The organism is Acerihabitans sp. (assembly GCF_036398755.1).
Taxonomy (GTDB): domain Bacteria; phylum Pseudomonadota; class Gammaproteobacteria; order Enterobacterales; family Enterobacteriaceae; genus Acerihabitans.
The window spans coordinates 1-18,658 of the sequence record NZ_DASWOM010000024.1; the positions used below are offsets into that span (position 1 = coordinate 1).

Annotated in this window: 16 protein-coding genes; 15 read left to right on the forward strand and 1 reads right to left on the reverse strand. The window is 59.7% G+C overall.

Features of this window, described 5'->3' with window-relative positions:
* Positions 1–279 precede the first annotated feature (279 nt).
* Positions 280–1,284 (forward strand): catabolite repressor/activator, encoded by a 1,005-nt coding sequence (gene cra / locus VGC33_RS04840; RefSeq protein WP_331119620.1) that lies wholly within the window; start codon positions 280–282, stop codon positions 1,282–1,284.
* Positions 1,285–1,353: 69 nt separating this feature from the next.
* Here the strand turns inward: cra and VGC33_RS04845 are convergent, their stop codons facing one another.
* The gene (locus tag VGC33_RS04845; protein ID WP_331119621.1) at positions 1,354–1,797 is read right to left on the reverse strand and encodes an L-alanine exporter AlaE; all 444 of its coding nucleotides are present in this window, start codon (positions 1,795–1,797) and stop codon (positions 1,354–1,356) included.
* An 862-nt stretch (positions 1,798–2,659) separates the two neighbouring features.
* Between VGC33_RS04845 and mraZ the strand changes: the two genes are divergently transcribed.
* The 14 genes from mraZ to ftsZ all read left to right on the forward strand — a co-directional run bounded on the left by mraZ (position 2,660) and on the right by ftsZ (position 18,645).
* The gene (gene mraZ / locus VGC33_RS04850) at positions 2,660–3,118 is read left to right on the forward strand and encodes a division/cell wall cluster transcriptional repressor MraZ (RefSeq protein ID WP_331119622.1); all 459 of its coding nucleotides are present in this window, start codon (positions 2,660–2,662) and stop codon (positions 3,116–3,118) included.
* Positions 3,119–3,120: 2 nt separating this feature from the next.
* On the forward strand, positions 3,121–4,065 hold the full coding sequence (gene rsmH, locus VGC33_RS04855) for a 16S rRNA (cytosine(1402)-N(4))-methyltransferase RsmH (protein ID WP_331119623.1): 945 nt from the start codon (positions 3,121–3,123) through the stop codon (positions 4,063–4,065).
* Entirely contained in the window at positions 4,062–4,382 is a 321-nt protein-coding gene (gene ftsL, locus VGC33_RS04860; RefSeq protein WP_331119624.1) for a cell division protein FtsL, read from the forward strand. The genes rsmH and ftsL overlap by 4 nt, the downstream gene beginning before the upstream one ends.
* 24 nt (positions 4,383–4,406) lie before the next feature.
* On the forward strand, positions 4,407–6,170 hold the full coding sequence (ftsI, locus tag VGC33_RS04865) for a peptidoglycan DD-transpeptidase PBP3 (RefSeq protein ID WP_331119625.1): 1,764 nt from the start codon (positions 4,407–4,409) through the stop codon (positions 6,168–6,170).
* Complete coding sequence (gene murE / locus VGC33_RS04870) at positions 6,157–7,644, forward strand: UDP-N-acetylmuramoyl-L-alanyl-D-glutamate--2,6-diaminopimelate ligase (protein ID WP_331119626.1); 1,488 nt, start codon at positions 6,157–6,159, stop codon at positions 7,642–7,644. The genes ftsI and murE overlap by 14 nt, the downstream gene beginning before the upstream one ends.
* On the forward strand, positions 7,641–9,014 hold the full coding sequence (gene murF / locus VGC33_RS04875) for a UDP-N-acetylmuramoyl-tripeptide--D-alanyl-D-alanine ligase (protein WP_331119627.1): 1,374 nt from the start codon (positions 7,641–7,643) through the stop codon (positions 9,012–9,014). Before murE ends, murF begins: the two co-directional genes overlap by 4 nt.
* On the forward strand, positions 9,008–10,090 hold the full coding sequence (mraY, locus tag VGC33_RS04880; RefSeq protein WP_331119628.1) for a phospho-N-acetylmuramoyl-pentapeptide-transferase: 1,083 nt from the start codon (positions 9,008–9,010) through the stop codon (positions 10,088–10,090). Before murF ends, mraY begins: the two co-directional genes overlap by 7 nt.
* A gap of 5 nt (positions 10,091–10,095) precedes the next feature.
* Complete coding sequence (gene murD, locus VGC33_RS04885; RefSeq protein ID WP_331119651.1) at positions 10,096–11,412, forward strand: UDP-N-acetylmuramoyl-L-alanine--D-glutamate ligase; 1,317 nt, start codon at positions 10,096–10,098, stop codon at positions 11,410–11,412.
* Positions 11,412–12,614 carry a cell division protein FtsW gene (gene ftsW, locus VGC33_RS04890; protein ID WP_331119629.1) on the forward strand — a complete coding sequence of 401 codons (1,203 nt, stop codon included), beginning with the start codon at positions 11,412–11,414 and terminating at the stop codon, positions 12,612–12,614. The genes murD and ftsW overlap by 1 nt, the downstream gene beginning before the upstream one ends.
* On the forward strand, positions 12,611–13,702 hold the full coding sequence (gene murG, locus VGC33_RS04895) for an undecaprenyldiphospho-muramoylpentapeptide beta-N-acetylglucosaminyltransferase (protein ID WP_331119630.1): 1,092 nt from the start codon (positions 12,611–12,613) through the stop codon (positions 13,700–13,702). Before ftsW ends, murG begins: the two co-directional genes overlap by 4 nt.
* A gap of 63 nt (positions 13,703–13,765) precedes the next feature.
* Positions 13,766–15,244 (forward strand): UDP-N-acetylmuramate--L-alanine ligase, encoded by a 1,479-nt coding sequence (gene murC / locus VGC33_RS04900; protein ID WP_331119631.1) that lies wholly within the window; start codon positions 13,766–13,768, stop codon positions 15,242–15,244.
* Between the two features lie 76 nt (positions 15,245–15,320).
* Positions 15,321–16,154: a cell division protein FtsQ gene (gene ftsQ, locus VGC33_RS04905; RefSeq protein ID WP_331119632.1), complete on the forward strand. Its 834-nt coding sequence runs from the start codon at positions 15,321–15,323 to the stop codon at positions 16,152–16,154.
* 2 nt (positions 16,155–16,156) lie between these two features.
* Positions 16,157–17,413, forward strand: a complete 1,257-nt coding sequence (gene ftsA, locus VGC33_RS04910) for a cell division protein FtsA (RefSeq protein WP_331119633.1) — start codon at positions 16,157–16,159, stop codon at positions 17,411–17,413.
* 71 nt (positions 17,414–17,484) lie between these two features.
* Positions 17,485–18,645: a cell division protein FtsZ gene (gene ftsZ / locus VGC33_RS04915; protein WP_331119634.1), complete on the forward strand. Its 1,161-nt coding sequence runs from the start codon at positions 17,485–17,487 to the stop codon at positions 18,643–18,645.
* The last annotated feature ends 13 nt before the right edge of the window (positions 18,646–18,658 follow it).

Genomic DNA, 18,658 nt, shown 5'->3' on the forward strand with positions numbered 1-18,658 from the left:
TATAAGCCCTGCGCAAGCGAAACATTCGCCGACGCGATATTAACCCGGCCGCAAGCCGCAACTCCCCCTCTCCACGGCCGACCGCTTCGGCCCCATCGGCACGCTTTCCCTTTAACCCGCCCGATTTAAGCACGGTGTTAAGCCGTATCCCCTCCTTAACCCCATGCTTATTCCCTTCCTGGCGTTTTATGCCGATAATAGTTCTAGCATAAAGAGATACCCCGATGAGACTATGGGTATAGTGGGCTATTGTTACATTTTCAGCGAAAAGGAGTCTCTGTGAAACTGGATGAAATCGCGCGCCTGGCAGGCGTTTCGCGCACAACCGCCAGTTATGTGATTAACGGTAAAGCGAAACAGTACCGCGTGAGCGATAAAACCGTTGAAAAGGTGATGGCGGTGGTGCGCGAGCATAACTACCATCCCAACGCGGTGGCCGCCGGTCTTAGGGCGGGGAGGACTCGATCCATTGGCCTGGTGATCCCCGATCTGGAAAATACCAGCTATACCCGCATCGCCAACTATCTCGAGCGCCAGGCGCGCCAGCGTGGCTATCAGTTGCTGATCGCCTGTTCCGAGGATCAGCCGGATAATGAAATGCGCTGCGTTGAACATCTTTTGCAACGGCAGGTGGACGCCATTATCGTTTCCACGGCCCTGCCGCCGGAGCATCCGTTTTACCAGCGCTGGGCCAAGGACCCTTTCCCCATTATCGCGCTCGATCGCGCGCTCGATCCCGAACATTTCATAAGCGTAGTGGGGGCCGACCGGGACGATGCGGAAATGTTGTCGCGGGAACTGCGCAGTTTTCACGGCGCGTCGATTTTATATTTGGGCGCATTGCCAGAACTGTCGGTAAGCTTCCTGCGCGAGCAGGGCTTCAGGCGGGGGTGGGAAGGGGACGCCAGGCAGCCTGATTTTCTGTATGCCAATAGCTATGAGCGCTCATCCTCGGCGGCGTTGTTCAGCCAGTACCTAGAGACGCATGATATGCCGCAGGCGATTTTCACCACCTCGTTTTCCCTGCTGCAGGGGGTAATGGATGTGACGTTGAAGCGTAGCGGCCGGCTGCCGCCCGATCTGGCGATCGCCACCTTCGGTGATAATGAGCTGTTGGATTTCCTGGAGTGTCCGGTGCTGGCGGTGGCGCAGCGTCATCGCGAAGTGGCGGAGCAGGTGCTGGAACTGGTGCTGGCGAGCCTGGACGAGCCACACAGGCCGAAACCGGGGCTGACCCGTATCAGACGCAGCCTGTTTCGCCGCGGTTCGCTCAGCCGCGCCTGAGCGCTGTATGCATCCATTAACGCAACCTATGTAAGCCCGCCGCCGGCGGGCTTGGTTTAAGCAGGAAAGTTAATTGACGTAACCTGTGACATTGAATAACCGGCGGCAATACTCAAGAAAATAGCCGTAAGCCACGCCCAGGATCATCGACCCCACCGCATTAGTGGTGACCGCGGTCAAAATCTGTTCGTAATCCGCGCCGACCGCCAGCAGAATCAGGACATACACCGGCGACTGAAAACTCACGTACGCCAGCAAATCGGCAAGGTTACGTACCCAAAATCGATTCGGGCCATGCCTGCGCGCCAGTCTGAGCACCGCGTCGCGATACTGGCCGAACGGCCAGGCGATAACAATGTTGACCGGAACGGAAATCAATCGTGAATATAAGGATTGTTCCAGCGTCATGCCGGACAGCAGGACCTCGATTATCATCCCTGCGATAAAGCAATACACCACCAAAGCAAATGTGTCAGCCGCGGCCATGCGCAGACGAGACGAGCGCGAAAACATAACGGGTAACTCCAAAGGAAAAAAAGTCGCCGGAGTGATGCGATAACGCATCGGAGATAGTGTATTGTGGTGTGTATTCTATGATGCATAGAGTACATCACTGGATGCTAGTAGTTAACTAGCTAATAGTTTTTATTTTATTCATATCAGCAGCTCCTTGTGCTATGTTTTCGGCGTTGATCTTCACGTTAGGCTATTTCATACGGCTTGAAAACTTAAATGATTTATTTTCAAGAAGTTATGTAGCGCTGGTTGGTGAGCGGTTTGGGTTTGGCGGCGGTTGTTCGCGGATATAAGTGGCAAAGCACCCATTTCTACACTAAAAATTTGCGTTAAGAATATTCTGGATTGGCTAATTGAGCTGGACATTCATAAATAAAATTGCGGATAAAATCGCCAGTTTTATTGGTAAATAAAAGTAAAGACAACATTATTAATGCCGCTTTATCGTTATATTTCCCCGCGCCTTTCCGGCGCCCGCCGCGGCGACGATTATAAAAAAACTGCGCTAAAACAAATCCACCGTCGATCGGGCTGATATGGCCATTGAGCGCGGCGCGGCGGAGGGCGTATAATCTGCCGTGGCGACCGCCGGCCCCCTTTGGCGGCCTGGTTTGGGTTTATATCAAAAAATTGCTAATTTTTAATCAAAACACCGCATTTATGAATATCATGATGTTATTAGTGTACTTTTTTGCCCCTCTGCAACTAATTCCCGTCAGAGTTTCTTAATTGATGCATAAATAATCCCATTCTTGCTCGTTAGTAGCTTGACAATGTTTTAATACCATTCGTACACTCTTTTGCGTGGGAATAAGTGGGGTTTCGTGGTGAAAAGGGTTTTTCGGGGGTAAATCGACATATGTTCCGTGGGGCAACGTTGGTTAATCTCGACAGTAAAGGCAGGCTAGCCGTGCCAACCCGCTATAGGGAAAAGCTGATCGAGGAGACGGAAGGATTAATGGTTTGCACCATTGACCTGCACCAACCATGCCTGTTGCTTTATCCGCTGCCTGAATGGGAAGTGATTGAACAAAAGCTTTCCCGCCTGTCGAGCATGAACCCCGCCGAGCGGCGCGTGCAGCGGCTGTTGCTGGGACATGCCAGCGAGTGCCAGATGGATGGCGCCGGCCGGCTGCTTATCGCGCAAACATTACGGCTTCACGCCGGACTTACCAAAGAAGTGATGCTGGTCGGGCAATTCAATAAATTTGAATTGTGGGATGAACAGACCTGGTATCAACAAGTCAAGGACGATATAGACGCTGAACTGTCGGCGCAGGAGCCCCTCTCTGTGCGACTACAAGACTTGTCACTATAGCTATGGCAGAAACTTATCAACATACCACCGTCTTGCTGGATGAAGCGGTTAACGGCCTGAACCTGCGCGCCAATGGCATTTACATTGACGGCACCTTCGGTCGCGGTGGTCATTCCCGTCTGATCCTGTCCCAGTTGGGGGCGGACGGACAACTGCTGGCTATTGATCGCGATCCGCAGGCCATTGAAGCCGCGCGCGCCATAGACGACCGCCGGTTCAGCATTATCCACGGCCCGTTTTCCGCCATCGCCGACTATATGGCCGAACGCGGGCTGACCGGGCGTATCGACGGCATCCTGCTGGATTTGGGCGTGTCGTCGCCGCAGCTTGACGATCCGCTGCGCGGCTTTTCCTTTATGCGCGACGGCCCGCTGGATATGCGTATGGACACCACCCGCGGACTGTCCGCCTCCGAGTGGCTGGTCAAGGCCGGCGCCGACGATATCGCCTGGGTATTGAAGACCTTCGGCGAAGAGCGGTTTGCCAAACGCATCGCCCAGGCCATCGTGGAAAAAAATCAGCAGTCGCCCATGACCCGTACCCATGAGCTGGCCGAACTTATCGTGAACGCCAGCCCGTTTCGTGAAAAGCATAAGCACCCGGCGACCCGCAGTTTCCAGGCGATTCGCATTTATATCAATAGCGAACTGGAAGAACTCGAACGGGCGCTGGATAGCGCCCTTGGCGTATTGGCGCCCGGCGGGCGACTGTCGGTCATCAGCTTTCACTCGCTGGAAGATCGGCTGGTAAAACGTTTTATCCGCGACCATAGCCGCGGGCCGCAGGTGCCGGCGCGCATGCCGCTGACCGAAGCGCAGATTGCCGAGCAGGGAGGCGCAGCGCAGCTCAGGCCGGTGGGCAAAATGCAGCCGTCGGCGCGGGAAGTGGCGCAAAACCCGCGCGCGCGCAGTTCTGTTTTACGTTTTGCCGAGAGACTGCCGTCATGATCGGCAACGAACGACACGGTCTGGTCGGGGTTATCGGCGGCGATTTGCTGCGCAAAGGCAAAATTCCGTTCATCTTGCTGGTCGCCGTACTGGTGTCCGCGATTCTGGTGGTGACGACCACCCATGAAACGCGGCGCTTAACCGCCCAGCGCGAGCAGTTGGTCCTGGAGCGGGATGCGCTGGATATCGAATGGCGCAACCTGATACTCGAGGAAAACGCCCTGGGCGATCATAGCCGTGTCGAACGCTTCGCCACGGAAAAACTGATGATGCAGCATGTGGATCCTTCACAGGAAAATATTGTGGTTCAACCTTAACGCAACCGGATAATAAAACATTAGATGAAAGCCGCGCGAGCGATAAAATTGAAACGCTATGTAGATCAGGCCAGCTTTGTCAGCTGGCGCTTTGCGTTGTTATGCGGCTGTATTTTACTTGCGTTGCTGGGTCTGGTTTTTCGCGTTGGTTATCTGCAGGTTATCAATCCCGACATGCTGGTGCGCGAGGGCGACATGCGTTCCCTGCGCGTGCAGGAAGTGCCCACCGCGCGCGGCATGATTAGCGATCGCGCCGGCCGTCCGCTGGCGGTCAGCGTGCCGGTCAACGCCATCTGGGCCGACCCGAAGGAAGTCAACGAACACGGCGGCATCACCGTCGACAGCCGCTGGAAGGCGTTGTCCGATGCGTTGTCCATTCCACTCGATCAAATGTCCGCGCGTATCAACGCCAATCCCAAGGGGCGCTTCGTCTACCTGGCGCGCCAGGTGAATCCCGCCATCGGCGATTACATCCACAAGCTTAAACTGCCCGGCATCTTCCTGCGCCAGGAGTCGCGCCGTTATTATCCGGCGGGGCAGGTGACCGCCCATCTGATCGGTTTTACCAATATCGACAGCCAAGGCATCGAGGGCGTGGAAAAAAGCTTCGACCGCTGGCTGACCGGGCAGCCCGGCGAGCGTACGGTGCGTAAAGACCGCTTCGGCCGGGTGATCGAGGATATCTCCACCGTCGACAGCCAGGCGGCGCATAACCTGGTGCTCAGTATCGACGAGCGGCTCCAGGCGGTGGTGTATCGCGAGCTGAACAACGCGGTGGCGTTCAACAAAGCCGAGTCGGGCACCGCGGTGCTGGTGGACGTCAACACCGGTGAAGTCCTGGCGATGGCCAACAGCCCGTCCTATAACCCCAATAACCTGAGCGGGACGACCAAGGACGTGATGCGCAACCGCGCCATTACCGATATCTTCGAGCCGGGTTCCACGGTGAAGCCGATGGTGGTGATGACCGCGCTGCAGCGCGGCGTCATCAGGGAAAACAGCGTGCTCAATACCGTGCCTTATTATATCAACGGCCATGAAATTAAAGACGTGGCCCGTTATGCGGAGCTGACCCTGACCGGGGTTTTGCAAAAATCGAGTAACGTCGGCGTTTCCAAGCTGGCGTTGGCGATGCCCTCCTCGGCGCTGGTGGATACCTACTCGCGTTTTGGCCTGGGTAAGGCGACCAATTTGGGGTTGGTCGGAGAAAGCAGTGGCTTATTTCCCCATAAACAACGGTGGTCTGACATAGAGAGGGCCACCTTCTCTTTCGGCTACGGGCTAATGGTAACGCCGTTACAGTTAGCGCGGGTCTATGCAACGGTCGGCAGCATGGGCATTTTGCGCCCGCTGTCGATAACCAAGGTCGACCCGCCGGTGGCGGGTGAGCGGGTGTTTCCCGAAACCCTGGTGCGTACCGTGGTGCATATGATGGAAAGCGTCGCGCTGCCCGGCGGCGGCGGCACCAAGGCCGCCATCAAAGGCTATCGCATCGCCATCAAGACCGGTACCGCCAAAAAGGTCGGACCCGACGGGCAATACATCAATAAATATATCGCCTATACGGCGGGCGTGGCGCCGGCCAGCCAGCCCCGTTTCGCGCTGGTGGTGGTCATCAACGACCCGCAGGCCGGCAAATATTACGGCGGCGCCGTGTCCGCGCCGGTGTTCGGCGCCATTATGGGCGGCGTGTTGCGTACGATGAACGTGGAACCGGATGCTCTTCAGACCGGAGATAAAAATGACATGGTAACTAATCAAAAAGAGGGATCAGGTGATCGATCGTAATTTGCGCGAACTGCTCGCTCCGTGGGTGCCACAGGCGCCGGAGCGCGCGCTCAGGGAAATGACGCTGGACAGCCGCGCGGCGGCGGCCGGAGATCTGTTTGTGGCCGTTGCCGGCCACCAGGCGGACGGGCGCAGCTTTATTTCCCAGGCTATTGCGCAAGGTGTTGCCGCCGTGGTGGCGGAAGCCGACGGCGAGGCCGCGGATGGCGAGCTGCGCGAGCAGCATGGCGTCCCGGTTGTCTATCTTGCCGGGCTGAACCGGCGTTTATCGGCGCTGGCCGGTCGTTTTTATGGGCAGCCTTCCCAGGCGCTGCGACTGGTCGGCGTTACCGGCACCAACGGTAAAACCACCACCACCCATCTGCTGGCGCAGTGGGCGCAGCTGATGGGCGAAACCAGCGCCGTCATGGGCACGGTCGGCAACGGGTTATTCGGCCGGGTGATCCCGGTGGCAAATACCACCGGCTCGGCCATTGATGTGCAGCAGACGCTGTTTCAACTGCGTCAGCAGGGCGCGGAATTCGCCGCCATGGAAGTGTCGTCCCACGGCCTGGTGCAGCATCGGGTGGCCGATGTGCATTTCGCCGCGGCCGCGTTTACCAACCTGAGCCGCGATCATCTTGATTACCATGGCGACATGGCCCATTACGAAGCGGCCAAATGGCGGTTGTTCGCCAGTGCCAATGTGGCGCTGCGCATTATCAACGCCGACGACGACGTTGGCCTGCGCTGGCTGTCCGTGCTGCCGGACGCGGTGGCGGTCTCCGTCGACCGGCGCCTGCCGTCACCCCTGCCCGCCCGCTGGCTACAGGCCACCGGGGTGCGCTATCACGCCGCCGGCGTGGAAATCCGGTTCGATTCCAGCTGGGGCGGCGGGCAAATCCGCAGCCGCCTTATCGGCGAGTTCAACGTCAGCAACCTGATGCTGGCGTTCGCCACCCTGCTGGCGCTGGGCTATCCGCTGGACGGCCTGGCCCGCACGGCGGGCATGCTGCAATCGGTAAACGGCCGTATGGAAGTGTTCCATGCCGTCGGCAAGCCCACGGTGGTCGTGGATTACGCCCATACGCCCGACGCGCTGGAAAAAGCGCTGGTGGCGGCCAGGCGCCATTGCCACGGCAAGCTGTGGTGCGTGTTCGGCTGCGGCGGCGATCGTGACAAAGGCAAGCGCCCGCTGATGGGCGGCATCGCCGAACAGTACGCCGACCGGGTGGTGATCACCGATGATAACCCGCGCGGCGAGGCGCCGATGGCCATTATCGACGATATCCTGGCGGGCCTGCTGAACGCCGGCGGCGCCACGGTGATTCCGGGACGGGCCGAAGCGGTAACCAGCGCCGTCATGCAGGCCGGCGAGCAGGACGTGGTGTTGGTGGCGGGTAAAGGCCATGAAGATTACCAACTGATCGGCAAGCAACGCCTGGATTATTCCGATCGGACCACCGTGGCGCGTTTATTGGGGGCGCTCGCATGATTAGCGTATCCCTCGCCACGCTGGCCCCGGTGCTGAACGCGGAATATATCGGCGCGGACAGCGCGATGGACAGCGTTATCAGCGCCGTGTCCACCGACTCGCGCGCCGTCGCGCCGTCCGGTTTATTCGTGGCGCTGAAGGGCGAGACCTTTGATGCCCATGATTTTGCGCCGCAGGCCATTGCTGGCGGGGCAATAGCCCTGCTGGTAAGTAAGCGCTTACCGGTGGACGTGCCGCAATTGCTGGTGGCCGATACCCGCCGGGCGCTGGGGTTGCTCGGCGCCTGGGTGCGCGGCCAGGTACCGGCGCGGGTCGTGGCCCTGACCGGTTCGTCCGGCAAGACCTCGGTCAAGGAAATGACCGCCGCCATCCTGCGGCAGTGCGGACGGGTGTTATATACCGACGGCAACTTCAACAATGATATCGGCGTGCCGCTGACGCTGCTGCGCCTGACGCCCGAGGATGATTTCGCGGTTATCGAGCTTGGCGCCAACCATATCGGCGAAATCGCCTATACCACCGATTTGGTCCGGCCGGAAACGGCGCTGGTGAATAACCTGTCCGCCGCCCATCTGGCCGGTTTCGGTTCCCTGAGCGGCGTGGCGCAGGCCAAAGGCGAAATTTTCGGCAGCCTGCCGCCCCATGGTCGGGCCATTATCAACGCCGATAGCCACGACTGGCCGCACTGGCAGGCGCTGCTGCAGCATAAGCAGGTATGGCGCTTCTCGCCGCAGGCGGGCGACGCGGTGGACTTTTACGCCGGCGACATCGTCGCCACCCAGGGCGGGGTGGATTTTACCCTGCATAGTCCGGCGGGCGTTTGCCGGGTGAAGCTGCCGCTGCCGGGGCGCCATAACGTGGCGAACGCCCTGGCGGCGAGCGCGCTGGCGCTGTCGGTCGGCGCCACGCTCGAGGCGGTCGCCCTCGGCCTGGCGCAGCTTAAGGCCGTGCCGGGAAGGCTGTTTCCCATTTCGCTGGGCCAGGGGCGCTTACTGCTTGACGACAGCTACAACGCCAACGTCGGTTCGATGACCGCCGCGGCGCAGGTGTTGGCCGACATGCCCGGTTACCGGGTGATGGTGGTGGGCGATATGGCCGAGCTGGGCGACGGGGAGGAGGAGTGCCATCGCCAGGTGGGCGACGCCATACGCATGGCGGGGATCGATAAAGTGTTAAGCGTCGGCAGGTTGAGCCAGGCGATAAGCCGGGCCAGCGGCCGCGGCGAACATTTCCAGGATAAAGCGTCGCTGACTTCGCGTCTGGCGCAGTTACTGTCTGAACATGCGGTAATTACCCTATTAATCAAAGGTTCACGTAGTTCCGCAATGGAGCAGGTAGTGCGCGCGTTACAGGAGAAATCGACATGTTAGTTTGGCTGGCCGAGCATTTGGTCCAATTTTATTCGGGCTTCAACGTCTTTTCGTATTTGACGTTCCGCGCCATCGTCAGCCTGCTGACCGCGTTGTTTATTTCATTGTGGATGGGACCGCATCTGATCGCCTGGCTGCAAAAACTGCAAATCGGCCAGGTGGTGCGCAGCGACGGTCCGGAGTCGCATTTCAGCAAGCGCGGCACCCCGACCATGGGCGGGCTGATGATTTTGACCTCCATCACCATTTCGGTGCTGATGTGGGCTTACCCGTCCAATCCGTATGTGTGGTGCGTGCTGTTTGTGCTGCTCGGCTACGGGGTGGTGGGTTTTATCGACGACTATCGCAAGGTGGTGCGCAAGGATACCAAGGGACTGATTGCCCGCTGGAAGTATTTCTGGCAGTCGATCATCGCGCTGGCGGTGGCGTTCACCATGTACACGGTGGGCAAAGGGACGCCGGCCACCCAACTGGTAGTGCCGTTTTTCAAGGACATCATGCCCCAGCTCGGGCTGCTGTATGTCCTGCTGGCCTATTTCGTTATCGTCGGCACCAGCAACGCGGTAAACCTGACCGACGGGCTGGACGGCCTGGCGATTATGCCGACGGTGTTCGTCGCCGCCGGGCTGGCCCTGGTGGCCTGGGCCACCGGGAATATGAATTTCGCCAACTATCTTCATATTCCCTATATCCGCTACGCGGGGGAACTGGTGATAGTCTGCACCGCCATCGTCGGCGCCGGCCTGGGGTTTTTATGGTTCAACACCTATCCGGCCCAGGTCTTTATGGGCGATGTCGGCTCACTGGCGCTCGGCGGGGCGCTCGGCACCATTGCGGTACTGTTGCGCCAGGAGTTCCTACTGGTGATCATGGGCGGGGTGTTTGTCATGGAGACCATGTCGGTGATCCTGCAGGTGGGTTCGTTCAAACTGCGCGGCCAGCGGATTTTCCGCATGGCGCCGATACATCATCATTATGAACTGAAAGGCTGGCCGGAGCCGCGCGTTATCGTGCGCTTCTGGATAATCTCGCTGATGCTGGTCCTGATTGGACTGGCGACGCTGAAGGTGCGGTAATTATGATAACCGACTACCGTGGTAAAAAAGTTGTCATTATCGGGTTGGGGCTGACCGGCCTCTCCTGCGTGGATTTTTTTATCAGCCGAAGCGTCACGCCCCGGGTGATGGACACCCGTTTTACGCCGCCGGGACTGGATAAGCTCGCGGACAATGTGGAGCGGCACCTGGGCGGCCTGAACGAAGACTGGCTGCTGGACGCGGATCTGATCGTGGCCAGCCCCGGCATTGCCCTGACGCATCCCGCCCTGGCCGCCGCCAGCGCCGCGGGCGTTGAAATCGTCGGCGATATTGAATTGTTTTGCCGCGAAGCCAGGGCGCCGATCGTGGCGATCACCGGATCCAACGGCAAAAGCACCGTCACCATGCTGGTGGGCGAAATGGCCAGGAACGCCGGCTGGCAGGTGGGCGTGGGCGGCAATATCGGCTGGCCGGCGCTGATGCTGCTAAATGAGCCTTACCAGCTGTATGTGCTGGAGCTGTCGAGCTTTCAACTGGAAACCACCGCCAGCCTGCACGCCGCCGCCGCCACCATTCTCAACGTCACCGAGGATCATATGAATCGGTATCCGCTGGGGATGCAGCAGTACCGCGCGGCTAAATTAAAGATTTATGAACAGGCCCGGGTCTGTGTGGTCAACGCCGACGATGCCCTGACCATGCCGGTGCGCGGCAACGATCCGCGCTGCGTCGGTTTTGGCGTCGGCGCCGGGGATTACCGGCTCGTGTCCCGCCCCGACGGCCAATGGCTGAGCGTCCGGGGCGAGGATGTGCTTAATACCGCCGCGATGAAGCTGACCGGACGCCACAATCACACCAACGCCCTGGCGGCGCTGGCCCTGGCCGACGCGGTGTCCATTCCGCGCACGGCCAGCCTTCAGGCGCTGGAGACCTTTAGCGGCCTGGCCCATCGTTTCCAACTGGCCTACGAGCATCGCGGCGTGCGCTGGATCAACGACTCCAAGGCCACCAATGTCGGCAGCACCGAAGCGGCGCTGAACGGTCTGGCGGTCGAGGGCACCCTGCATCTGCTGCTGGGCGGCGACGGCAAAGGGGCGGATTTCACCCCGCTGCTGCCGCTGCTGCGGGGCGAGCGCATCAGGCTTTACTGCTTCGGCCGCGACGGCGCGCAGCTGGCCGGCCTGCGCCCGGAAGCCGCGAGCCTCACCGAGACCATGGAACAGGCGATGAGATTGATTGCCGGCCGGTGCGGGGCAGGGGATATGGTTTTGTTGTCGCCCGCGTGCGCCAGTCTCGATCAGTTCCGCAGTTTTGAACACCGCGGCGATGAATTCGTGCGGCTGGCAAAGGAGTTAGGCTGATGCATATGCCGGGGACCAGCCGTTTTGGCGGAGTGAAGGATTGGATCATGGGCGTGCGCGACGTCGAGGCGCCCACCAATGTGCTCTACGATCGCACGCTGCTCTGGCTGACGCTCGGCCTGGCCTGCCTGGGTTTTGTCATGGTGACCTCGGCCTCGATGCCCATCGGCCAGCGGCTGTCCGATGACCCGTTCTACTTTGCCAAGCGCGACGCCTTTTACCTGGGGCTGGCGTTCTGCCTGTCGCTGGTGACGCTGCGCATACCGATGGAAGTCTGGCAGCGCTACAGCTCGGGCATGTTGCTGATCACCATGGTGATGCTGATGGTGGTGCTGGTGGTGGGCAGCTCGGTCAACGGCGCCTCGCGCTGGATTGCGCTTGGACCGCTGCGCATCCAGCCGGCGGAGTTATCCAAGCTGTCGCTGTTTTGCTACCTGGCCAGTTATCTGGTGCGCAAGGTGGAAGAAGTGCGCACCAACTTCTGGGGCTTTTGCAAACCGATGGGCGTGATGGTGGTGCTGGCGGTGCTGCTGTTGGCGCAGCCGGATCTGGGCACCGTGGTGGTGCTGTTCGTCACCACGCTGGCGATGTTGTTTCTGGCCGGGGCGAAGCTGTGGCAGTTTTTGTCGATTATCGGCTCGGGTATTTTTGCCGTGGTGCTGCTGGTTATCGCCGAACCCTACCGTATGCGCCGGGTAACCTCTTTCTGGGATCCCTGGCAGGATCCGTTCGGCAGCGGCTATCAGCTGACCCAATCGCTGATGGCGTTCGGCCGCGGTGAATTTTGGGGGCAGGGCCTGGGGAACTCGGTGCAAAAACTGGAGTATTTGCCCGAAGCGCATACTGACTTCATCTTTGCGATTTTAGGTGAAGAGCTTGGCTATTTCGGTGTGGTTTTAGCGCTGTTGATGGTATTCTTCGTCGCTTTTCGCGCCATGTCCATCGGACGCAAGGCGCTGGAGATCGACCAGCGTTTTTCCGGATTCCTGGCCTGCGCCATCGGCATCTGGTTCAGTTTCCAGGCGCTGGTCAACGTGGGCGCGGCGGCGGGCATGCTGCCGACCAAGGGGCTGACGTTGCCGCTTATCAGTTACGGTGGTTCAAGTTTGCTGATTATGTCCACCGCCATTGTATTGTTGCTGCGTATCGATTATGAGACGCGCCTGACCAAGGCGCAGGCATTTGTAAAGGATTCCAGATGACCGGCAAGACCAAACGTTTAATGGTAATGGCCGGCGGCACCGGCGGCCATGTATTCCCGGGACTGGCGGTGGCGCATTACCTTATGGCGCAGGGCTGGCAGGTGCGCTGGCTGGGTACCGCGGATCGCATGGAAGCCGACCTGGTGCCGAAAAACGGTATCGAGATTGATTTCATCCGCATCAGCGGATTGCGCGGCAAAGGATTACGCGCGCAGCTGTATGCGCCGGTGCGCATCTGGCGCGCGGTACGGCAGGCGAAAGCCATTATGCGCGCCTACCGGCCGGACGTGGTGCTGGGCATGGGCGGTTACGTGTCCGGTCCCGGCGGCCTGGCGGCCTGGCTGTGCGGGGTGCCGATTGTCTTGCATGAGCAAAACGGCATCGCCGGTCTGACCAACCGCTGGCTGTCGAAGATTGCAAAAAAAGTATTGCAGGCGTTTCCCGGCGCCTTTGCCAACGCCGAGGTGGTGGGCAACCCGGTGCGCACCGATGTGCTGGCGCTGCCGCTGCCCGCGGAACGTCTGCGCGACCGGCAGGGGCCGGTGCGGGTACTGGTGATTGGCGGCAGCCAGGGCGCGCGCGTACTGAACCAGACCATGCCGGGCGTCGCCGCCCGCCTGGACGGACGCATCACCTTGTGGCATCAGGTAGGCAAAGGGGCGCTGGATGAGGTTAACCAGGCGTATGCCGCGGTGGGACAAACGCAGCATAAAGTCACCGAATTTATCGACGACATGGCGGCGGCCTACGGTTGGGCCGATGTGGTGGTCTGCCGTTCAGGCGCCCTGACGGTGAGCGAAATCGCCGCCGCCGGATTGCCCGCGATTTTTGTGCCGTTTTTGCATAAAGACCGGCAACAGTATTGGAATGCCCGCCCGCTGGAGCAGGCGGGGGCGGCCCGGATTATCGAACAGCCGCAGTTCTCGGTGGACAGCGTGAGCGAGACGCTGGCCGGATGGGATCGATTGACGCTGCTGACGATGGCGCAGAACGCGCGCAAAGCGGCGATTCCGGACGCAACGGAGCGCGTGGCGCGGGAAGTGGTGGCGGCGGCGCAAGCGGATAACCGCTACGCGCCGGCAATGTGACATTTACCGGACGGGGCCATGGCGCCGTCTGTTGAGAAATCATAATACTTAAGTGGTTAAAACGTGAATACACAACAACTGGCGAAACTGCGAACTTTTGTACCCGAGATGCGGCGCGTGCGGCAAATTCATTTTGTCGGCATCGGCGGCGCGGGTATGGGCGGCATCGCGGAAGTGCTGGCGAACGAAGGCTACCAGATCAGCGGATCCGATCTGGCGCCCAACGCGGTGACGCAGCAGTTGACTGAACTGGGGGCGACGATCTTTTTCAACCATCGCCCGGAAAACATCAGCCAGGCAAGCGTCGTTGTCGTCTCCAGCGCCATCGCCGCCGACAACCCGGAAATCGTGGCGGCCAAAGAGGCCAGGATCCCGGTTATCCAGCGCGCGGAAATGCTGGCGGAGCTGATGCGTTTTCGCCATGGCATCGCCATCGCCGGCACCCATGGCAAGACCACCACCACCGCCATGGTGGCCAGCATCTATGCCCAGGCCGGGCTGGACCCGACCTTTGTCAACGGCGGGCTGGTGAAGGCGGCGGGCGTGCACGCCCGGCTGGGATGCAGCCGCTACCTGATTGCCGAAGCGGATGAAAGCGACGCCTCGTTCCTGCATCTGCAGCCGATGGTGGCGATCATTACCAATATCGAAGCCGACCATATGGATACCTACCAGGGCGATTTCGAATTGTTAAAACAGACGTTTATCACTTTTTTACACAATTTGCCGTTTTATGGCCGCGCGGTGATGTGCATGGACGATCCGGTGATCCGCGAACTGCTGCCCAAGGTGGGCCGTCACATCACCACCTACGGCTTCAGCGATGACGCGGACGTGCGCATTACCGGTTATCGCCAGCAGGGGGCCCAGGGCAGCTTCAACCTCCATCGGCAGGATAAGCCGGTGCTGGCGGTAACCCTGAACGCGCCGGGCCGCCACAACGCGCTTAACGCGGCGGCGGCGGTGGCGGTGGCCACCGAGGAAGGCATTGAGGACGACAGCATTTTGCAGGCGCTGTTCCAATTCCAGGGCACGGGACGTCGTTTTGATTTCCTCGGCAACTATCCCCTGGATAATGTGAACGGCAAGCGCGGCGAGGTGATGCTGGTGGACGACTACGGCCACCATCCGACCGAGGTGGACGCCACCATCAAGGCGGCGCGCGCCGGATGGCCGGATAAACGCCTGGTCATGGTGTTCCAGCCGCACCGCTATACCCGCACGCGCGATCTGTACGAAGATTTCGCCAACGTGCTGTCCGGGGTGGATGTGCTGCTGATGCTGGATGTCTATTCCGCCGGCGAGCCGCCGATCCCCGGCGCCGACAGCCGCTCGTTGTGCCGGACCATTCGTGGGCGGGGCAAGATCGACCCCATCATGGTGCCGGACATGGAGGCGCTGCCGGAAATGCTGGCGCTGGCGCTGCAGGATAATGATCTGGTGCTGATGCAGGGCGCCGGGACCGTGGGCAAAATTGCGCGCAAAGTGGCCGATAACCATTTGCGGCCCAAACCGATGACCGGGGGACGACATGCCAGATAACAACCATCCGCCGGGCGGCGTTTTCGTCAATCACCGCGCGCCGTTGCGGCCCGCGGATACCATGGCGGGCTGATCTATGTCCCAGGCAGCGATAAACATCCGCAGCCGCGAGGCCGAAAGCGCCGCCACAGGGCGCAGCAACGGCGGCCAATTGGCGGGGCTGATCTTCCTGATGATGGTGCTCGGCACCATCGTCTGGGGCGGCTGGATGGTGGTTGGCTGGATGAAAGACGCGCATCGTCTGCCGCTTTCCCGGCTGGTGGTTACCGGACAGCGTTATTACACCACCAACGATGATATCCGCCAGGCGATTCTGGCGCTGGGCGCGCCGGGCACATTTATGACCCAGGACGTCAACGTTATTCAGCAGCAGATTGAGCGGCTGCCGTGGATCAAACAGGCCAGCGTGCGCAAGCAGTGGCCCGATGAACTGAAAATCCACCTGGTGGAATATGTACCGGTGGCGCGCTGGAACGATTTACACATGCTGGACGCCAGCGGCAAGGCATTCAGCGTTCCCGCCGAGCGCATCGGCAACCAGGCCATGCCGATGCTGTACGGGCCGGAAGGCAGCGAGCAGGACGTGCTGACCGGCTATCGGACCATGAACGAGGTGATGACCGCCAACAAGTTTCAGTTAAAGACGGTCAGCATGAGCGCCCGGCACTCCTGGCAACTGACGCTTAAGGATGATATCCGCCTTGAGCTGGGCCGGGACGACCAGGCCCGGCGTTTGCAGCGCTTTATCGGGATTTATCCGGTCCTTCTCCAGCAGGCCCGCGCCGATAACAAACGTATCAGCTACGTGGATTTGCGTTATGACGCGGGAGTAGCGGTAGGCTGGGCGCCGGCGTTTATCGATCAGCAGCAAAACAGTATTTCGCAACAGAATCAGGCACAGGCTAAATAATAATGATCAAGTCGACGGACAGAAAACTGGTAGTTGGACTGGAGATCGGTACGGCAAAGGTCGCCGCATTGGTAGGGGAGGTTCTGCCCGATGGCATGGTCAATATTATCGGGGTGGGCAGTTGTCCTTCCCGGGGTATGGATAAAGGCGGCGTAAACGATCTCGAGTCGGTGGTGAAATGCGTACAGCGCGCCATCGATCAGGCCGAACTGATGGCGGACTGCCAAATCTCCTCGGTTTACCTGGCATTGTCCGGTAAGCATATAAGTTGCCAGAACGAAATAGGGATGGTTCCTATTTCAGAAGAAGAGGTTACGCAGGAAGATGTGGAGAACGTGGTGCATACCGCCAAATCCGTGCGGGTGCGCGACGAACACCGCATTTTGCATGTTATCCCGCAGGATTATGCCATCGATTATCAGGAAGGCATCAAAAACCCGGTCGGATTATCCGGCGTGCGCATGCAGGCCAAGGTTCATCTGATAACCTGCCATAATGATATGGCGAAGAACATTGTCAAAGCCGTCGAACGCTGCGGCCTGAAGGTGGATCAGCTGATTTTCGCCGGCCTGGCGTCGAGCTACGCGGTATTGACCGAAGACGAACGCGAGCTTGGCGTCTGCGTGGTGGATATCGGCGGCGGCACCATGGATATCGCGGTCTATACCGCGGGCGCCCTGCGGCATACCAAGGTGATACCCTACGCCGGCAATGTGGTGACCAGCGATATCGCTTATGCCTTCGGAACGCCGCCGGCGGACGCGGAGGCCATCAAGGTGCGTTACGGCTGCGCCCTGGGCTCGGCGGTCAGTAAAGACGAAACCGTCGAGGTACCGAGCGTTGGCGGCCGGCCGCCGCGCAGTCTGCAACGGCAGACCCTGGCGGAGGTGATTGAACCGCGTTATACGGAATTATTGAACCTGGTGAACGACGAAATCCTGCAACTGCAGGAACAGCTTCGCCAGCAAGGTGTCAAGCATCATCTGGCCGCCGGTATCGTGTTAACCGGCGGCGCGGCGCAAATTGACGGCCTGGCGGCCTGCGCCCAACGGGTGTTCCATACGCAGGTACGTATCGGACAGCCGCTGAATATTACCGGTCTGACGGATTATGCGCAGGCACCGTACTATTCTACCGCCGTCGGGTTATTGCATTACGGTAAAGAATCTCATTTGAGCGGTGAGATTGAAGTGGAAAAACGTACCTCGGTAAGCAACTGGATCAAGCGCATCAGCAGCTGGCTGAGGAAAGAGTTTTAATTGTTTACTTGCGGGGCCATGCTGTGCAGGCGGCCGGCTCCGATGCGACAGGCACAAAACGGAGAGAAACTATGTTTGAACCTATGGAATTAACCAACGATGCGGTGATTAAAGTCATCGGCGTCGGCGGCGGCGGCGGCAACGCCGTTGAGCATATGGTGCGCGAGCGCATCGAAGGCGTTGAATTTTTCGCGGTCAATACCGATGCCCAGGCATTGCGTAAAACCGCGGTCGGCCAGACTATCCAGATTGGCGGCGGCATCACCAAAGGCCTGGGAGCGGGCGCCAATCCCGAGGTGGGTCGCAACTCCGCCGAGGAAGATCGCGAAGCGCTGCGCGCGGCGCTGGAAGGCGCCGACATGGTATTTATCGCGGCCGGCATGGGCGGCGGCACCGGCACCGGAGCGGCGCCCGTGGTGGCGGAAGTGGCCAAGGAACTGGGCATTTTGACCGTGGCGGTGGTGACCAAGCCGTTTAATTTTGAAGGCAAAAAGCGCATGGCGTTTGCCGAGCAGGGGATTGCCGAGCTGTCCAAGCACGTGGACTCGCTTATTACCATCCCCAACGATAAATTGCTCAAGGTGCTGGGACGCGGCATTTCGCTGCTGGACGCCTTTGGCGCGGCCAATGACGTACTGAAAGGCGCGGTGCAGGGTATTGCCGAGCTTATCACCCGTCCCGGCCTGATGAACGTCGACTTCGCCGACGTGCGCACCGTCATGTCCGAAATGGGCTATGCCATGATGGGATCGGGCGTTGCCAGCGGTGAAGACCGCGCGGAAGAAGCGGCCGAAATGGCGATCTCCAGCCCGCTGCTGGAAGATATCGACCTGTCGGGCGCGCGCGGCGTGCTGGTCAACATCACCGCCGGCTTCGACCTGCGTCTGGATGAGTTCGAAACCGTGGGCAACACTATCCGCGCCTTTGCCTCCGACAACGCAACCGTGGTCATCGGCACCTCCCTTGATCCGGACATGAACGACGAACTGCGTGTGACGGTGGTGGCGACCGGTATCGGCATGGACAAGCGTCCTGAGATTACCCTGGTGGCCAACAAGCAAAACCCGCAGCCGATTATTGAAAACCGTTATCAGCAGCATAATCACGGTATGTCGCCCATTCAGCAGGAGCAGAAAATTGCGGCCAAGGCGGTCAACGAGCAAAACTCGCAGGCCGGCAAGGAACCCGATTACCTGGATATACCGGCGTTTCTGCGCAAGCAGGCCGATTAAATCCGACGAAATT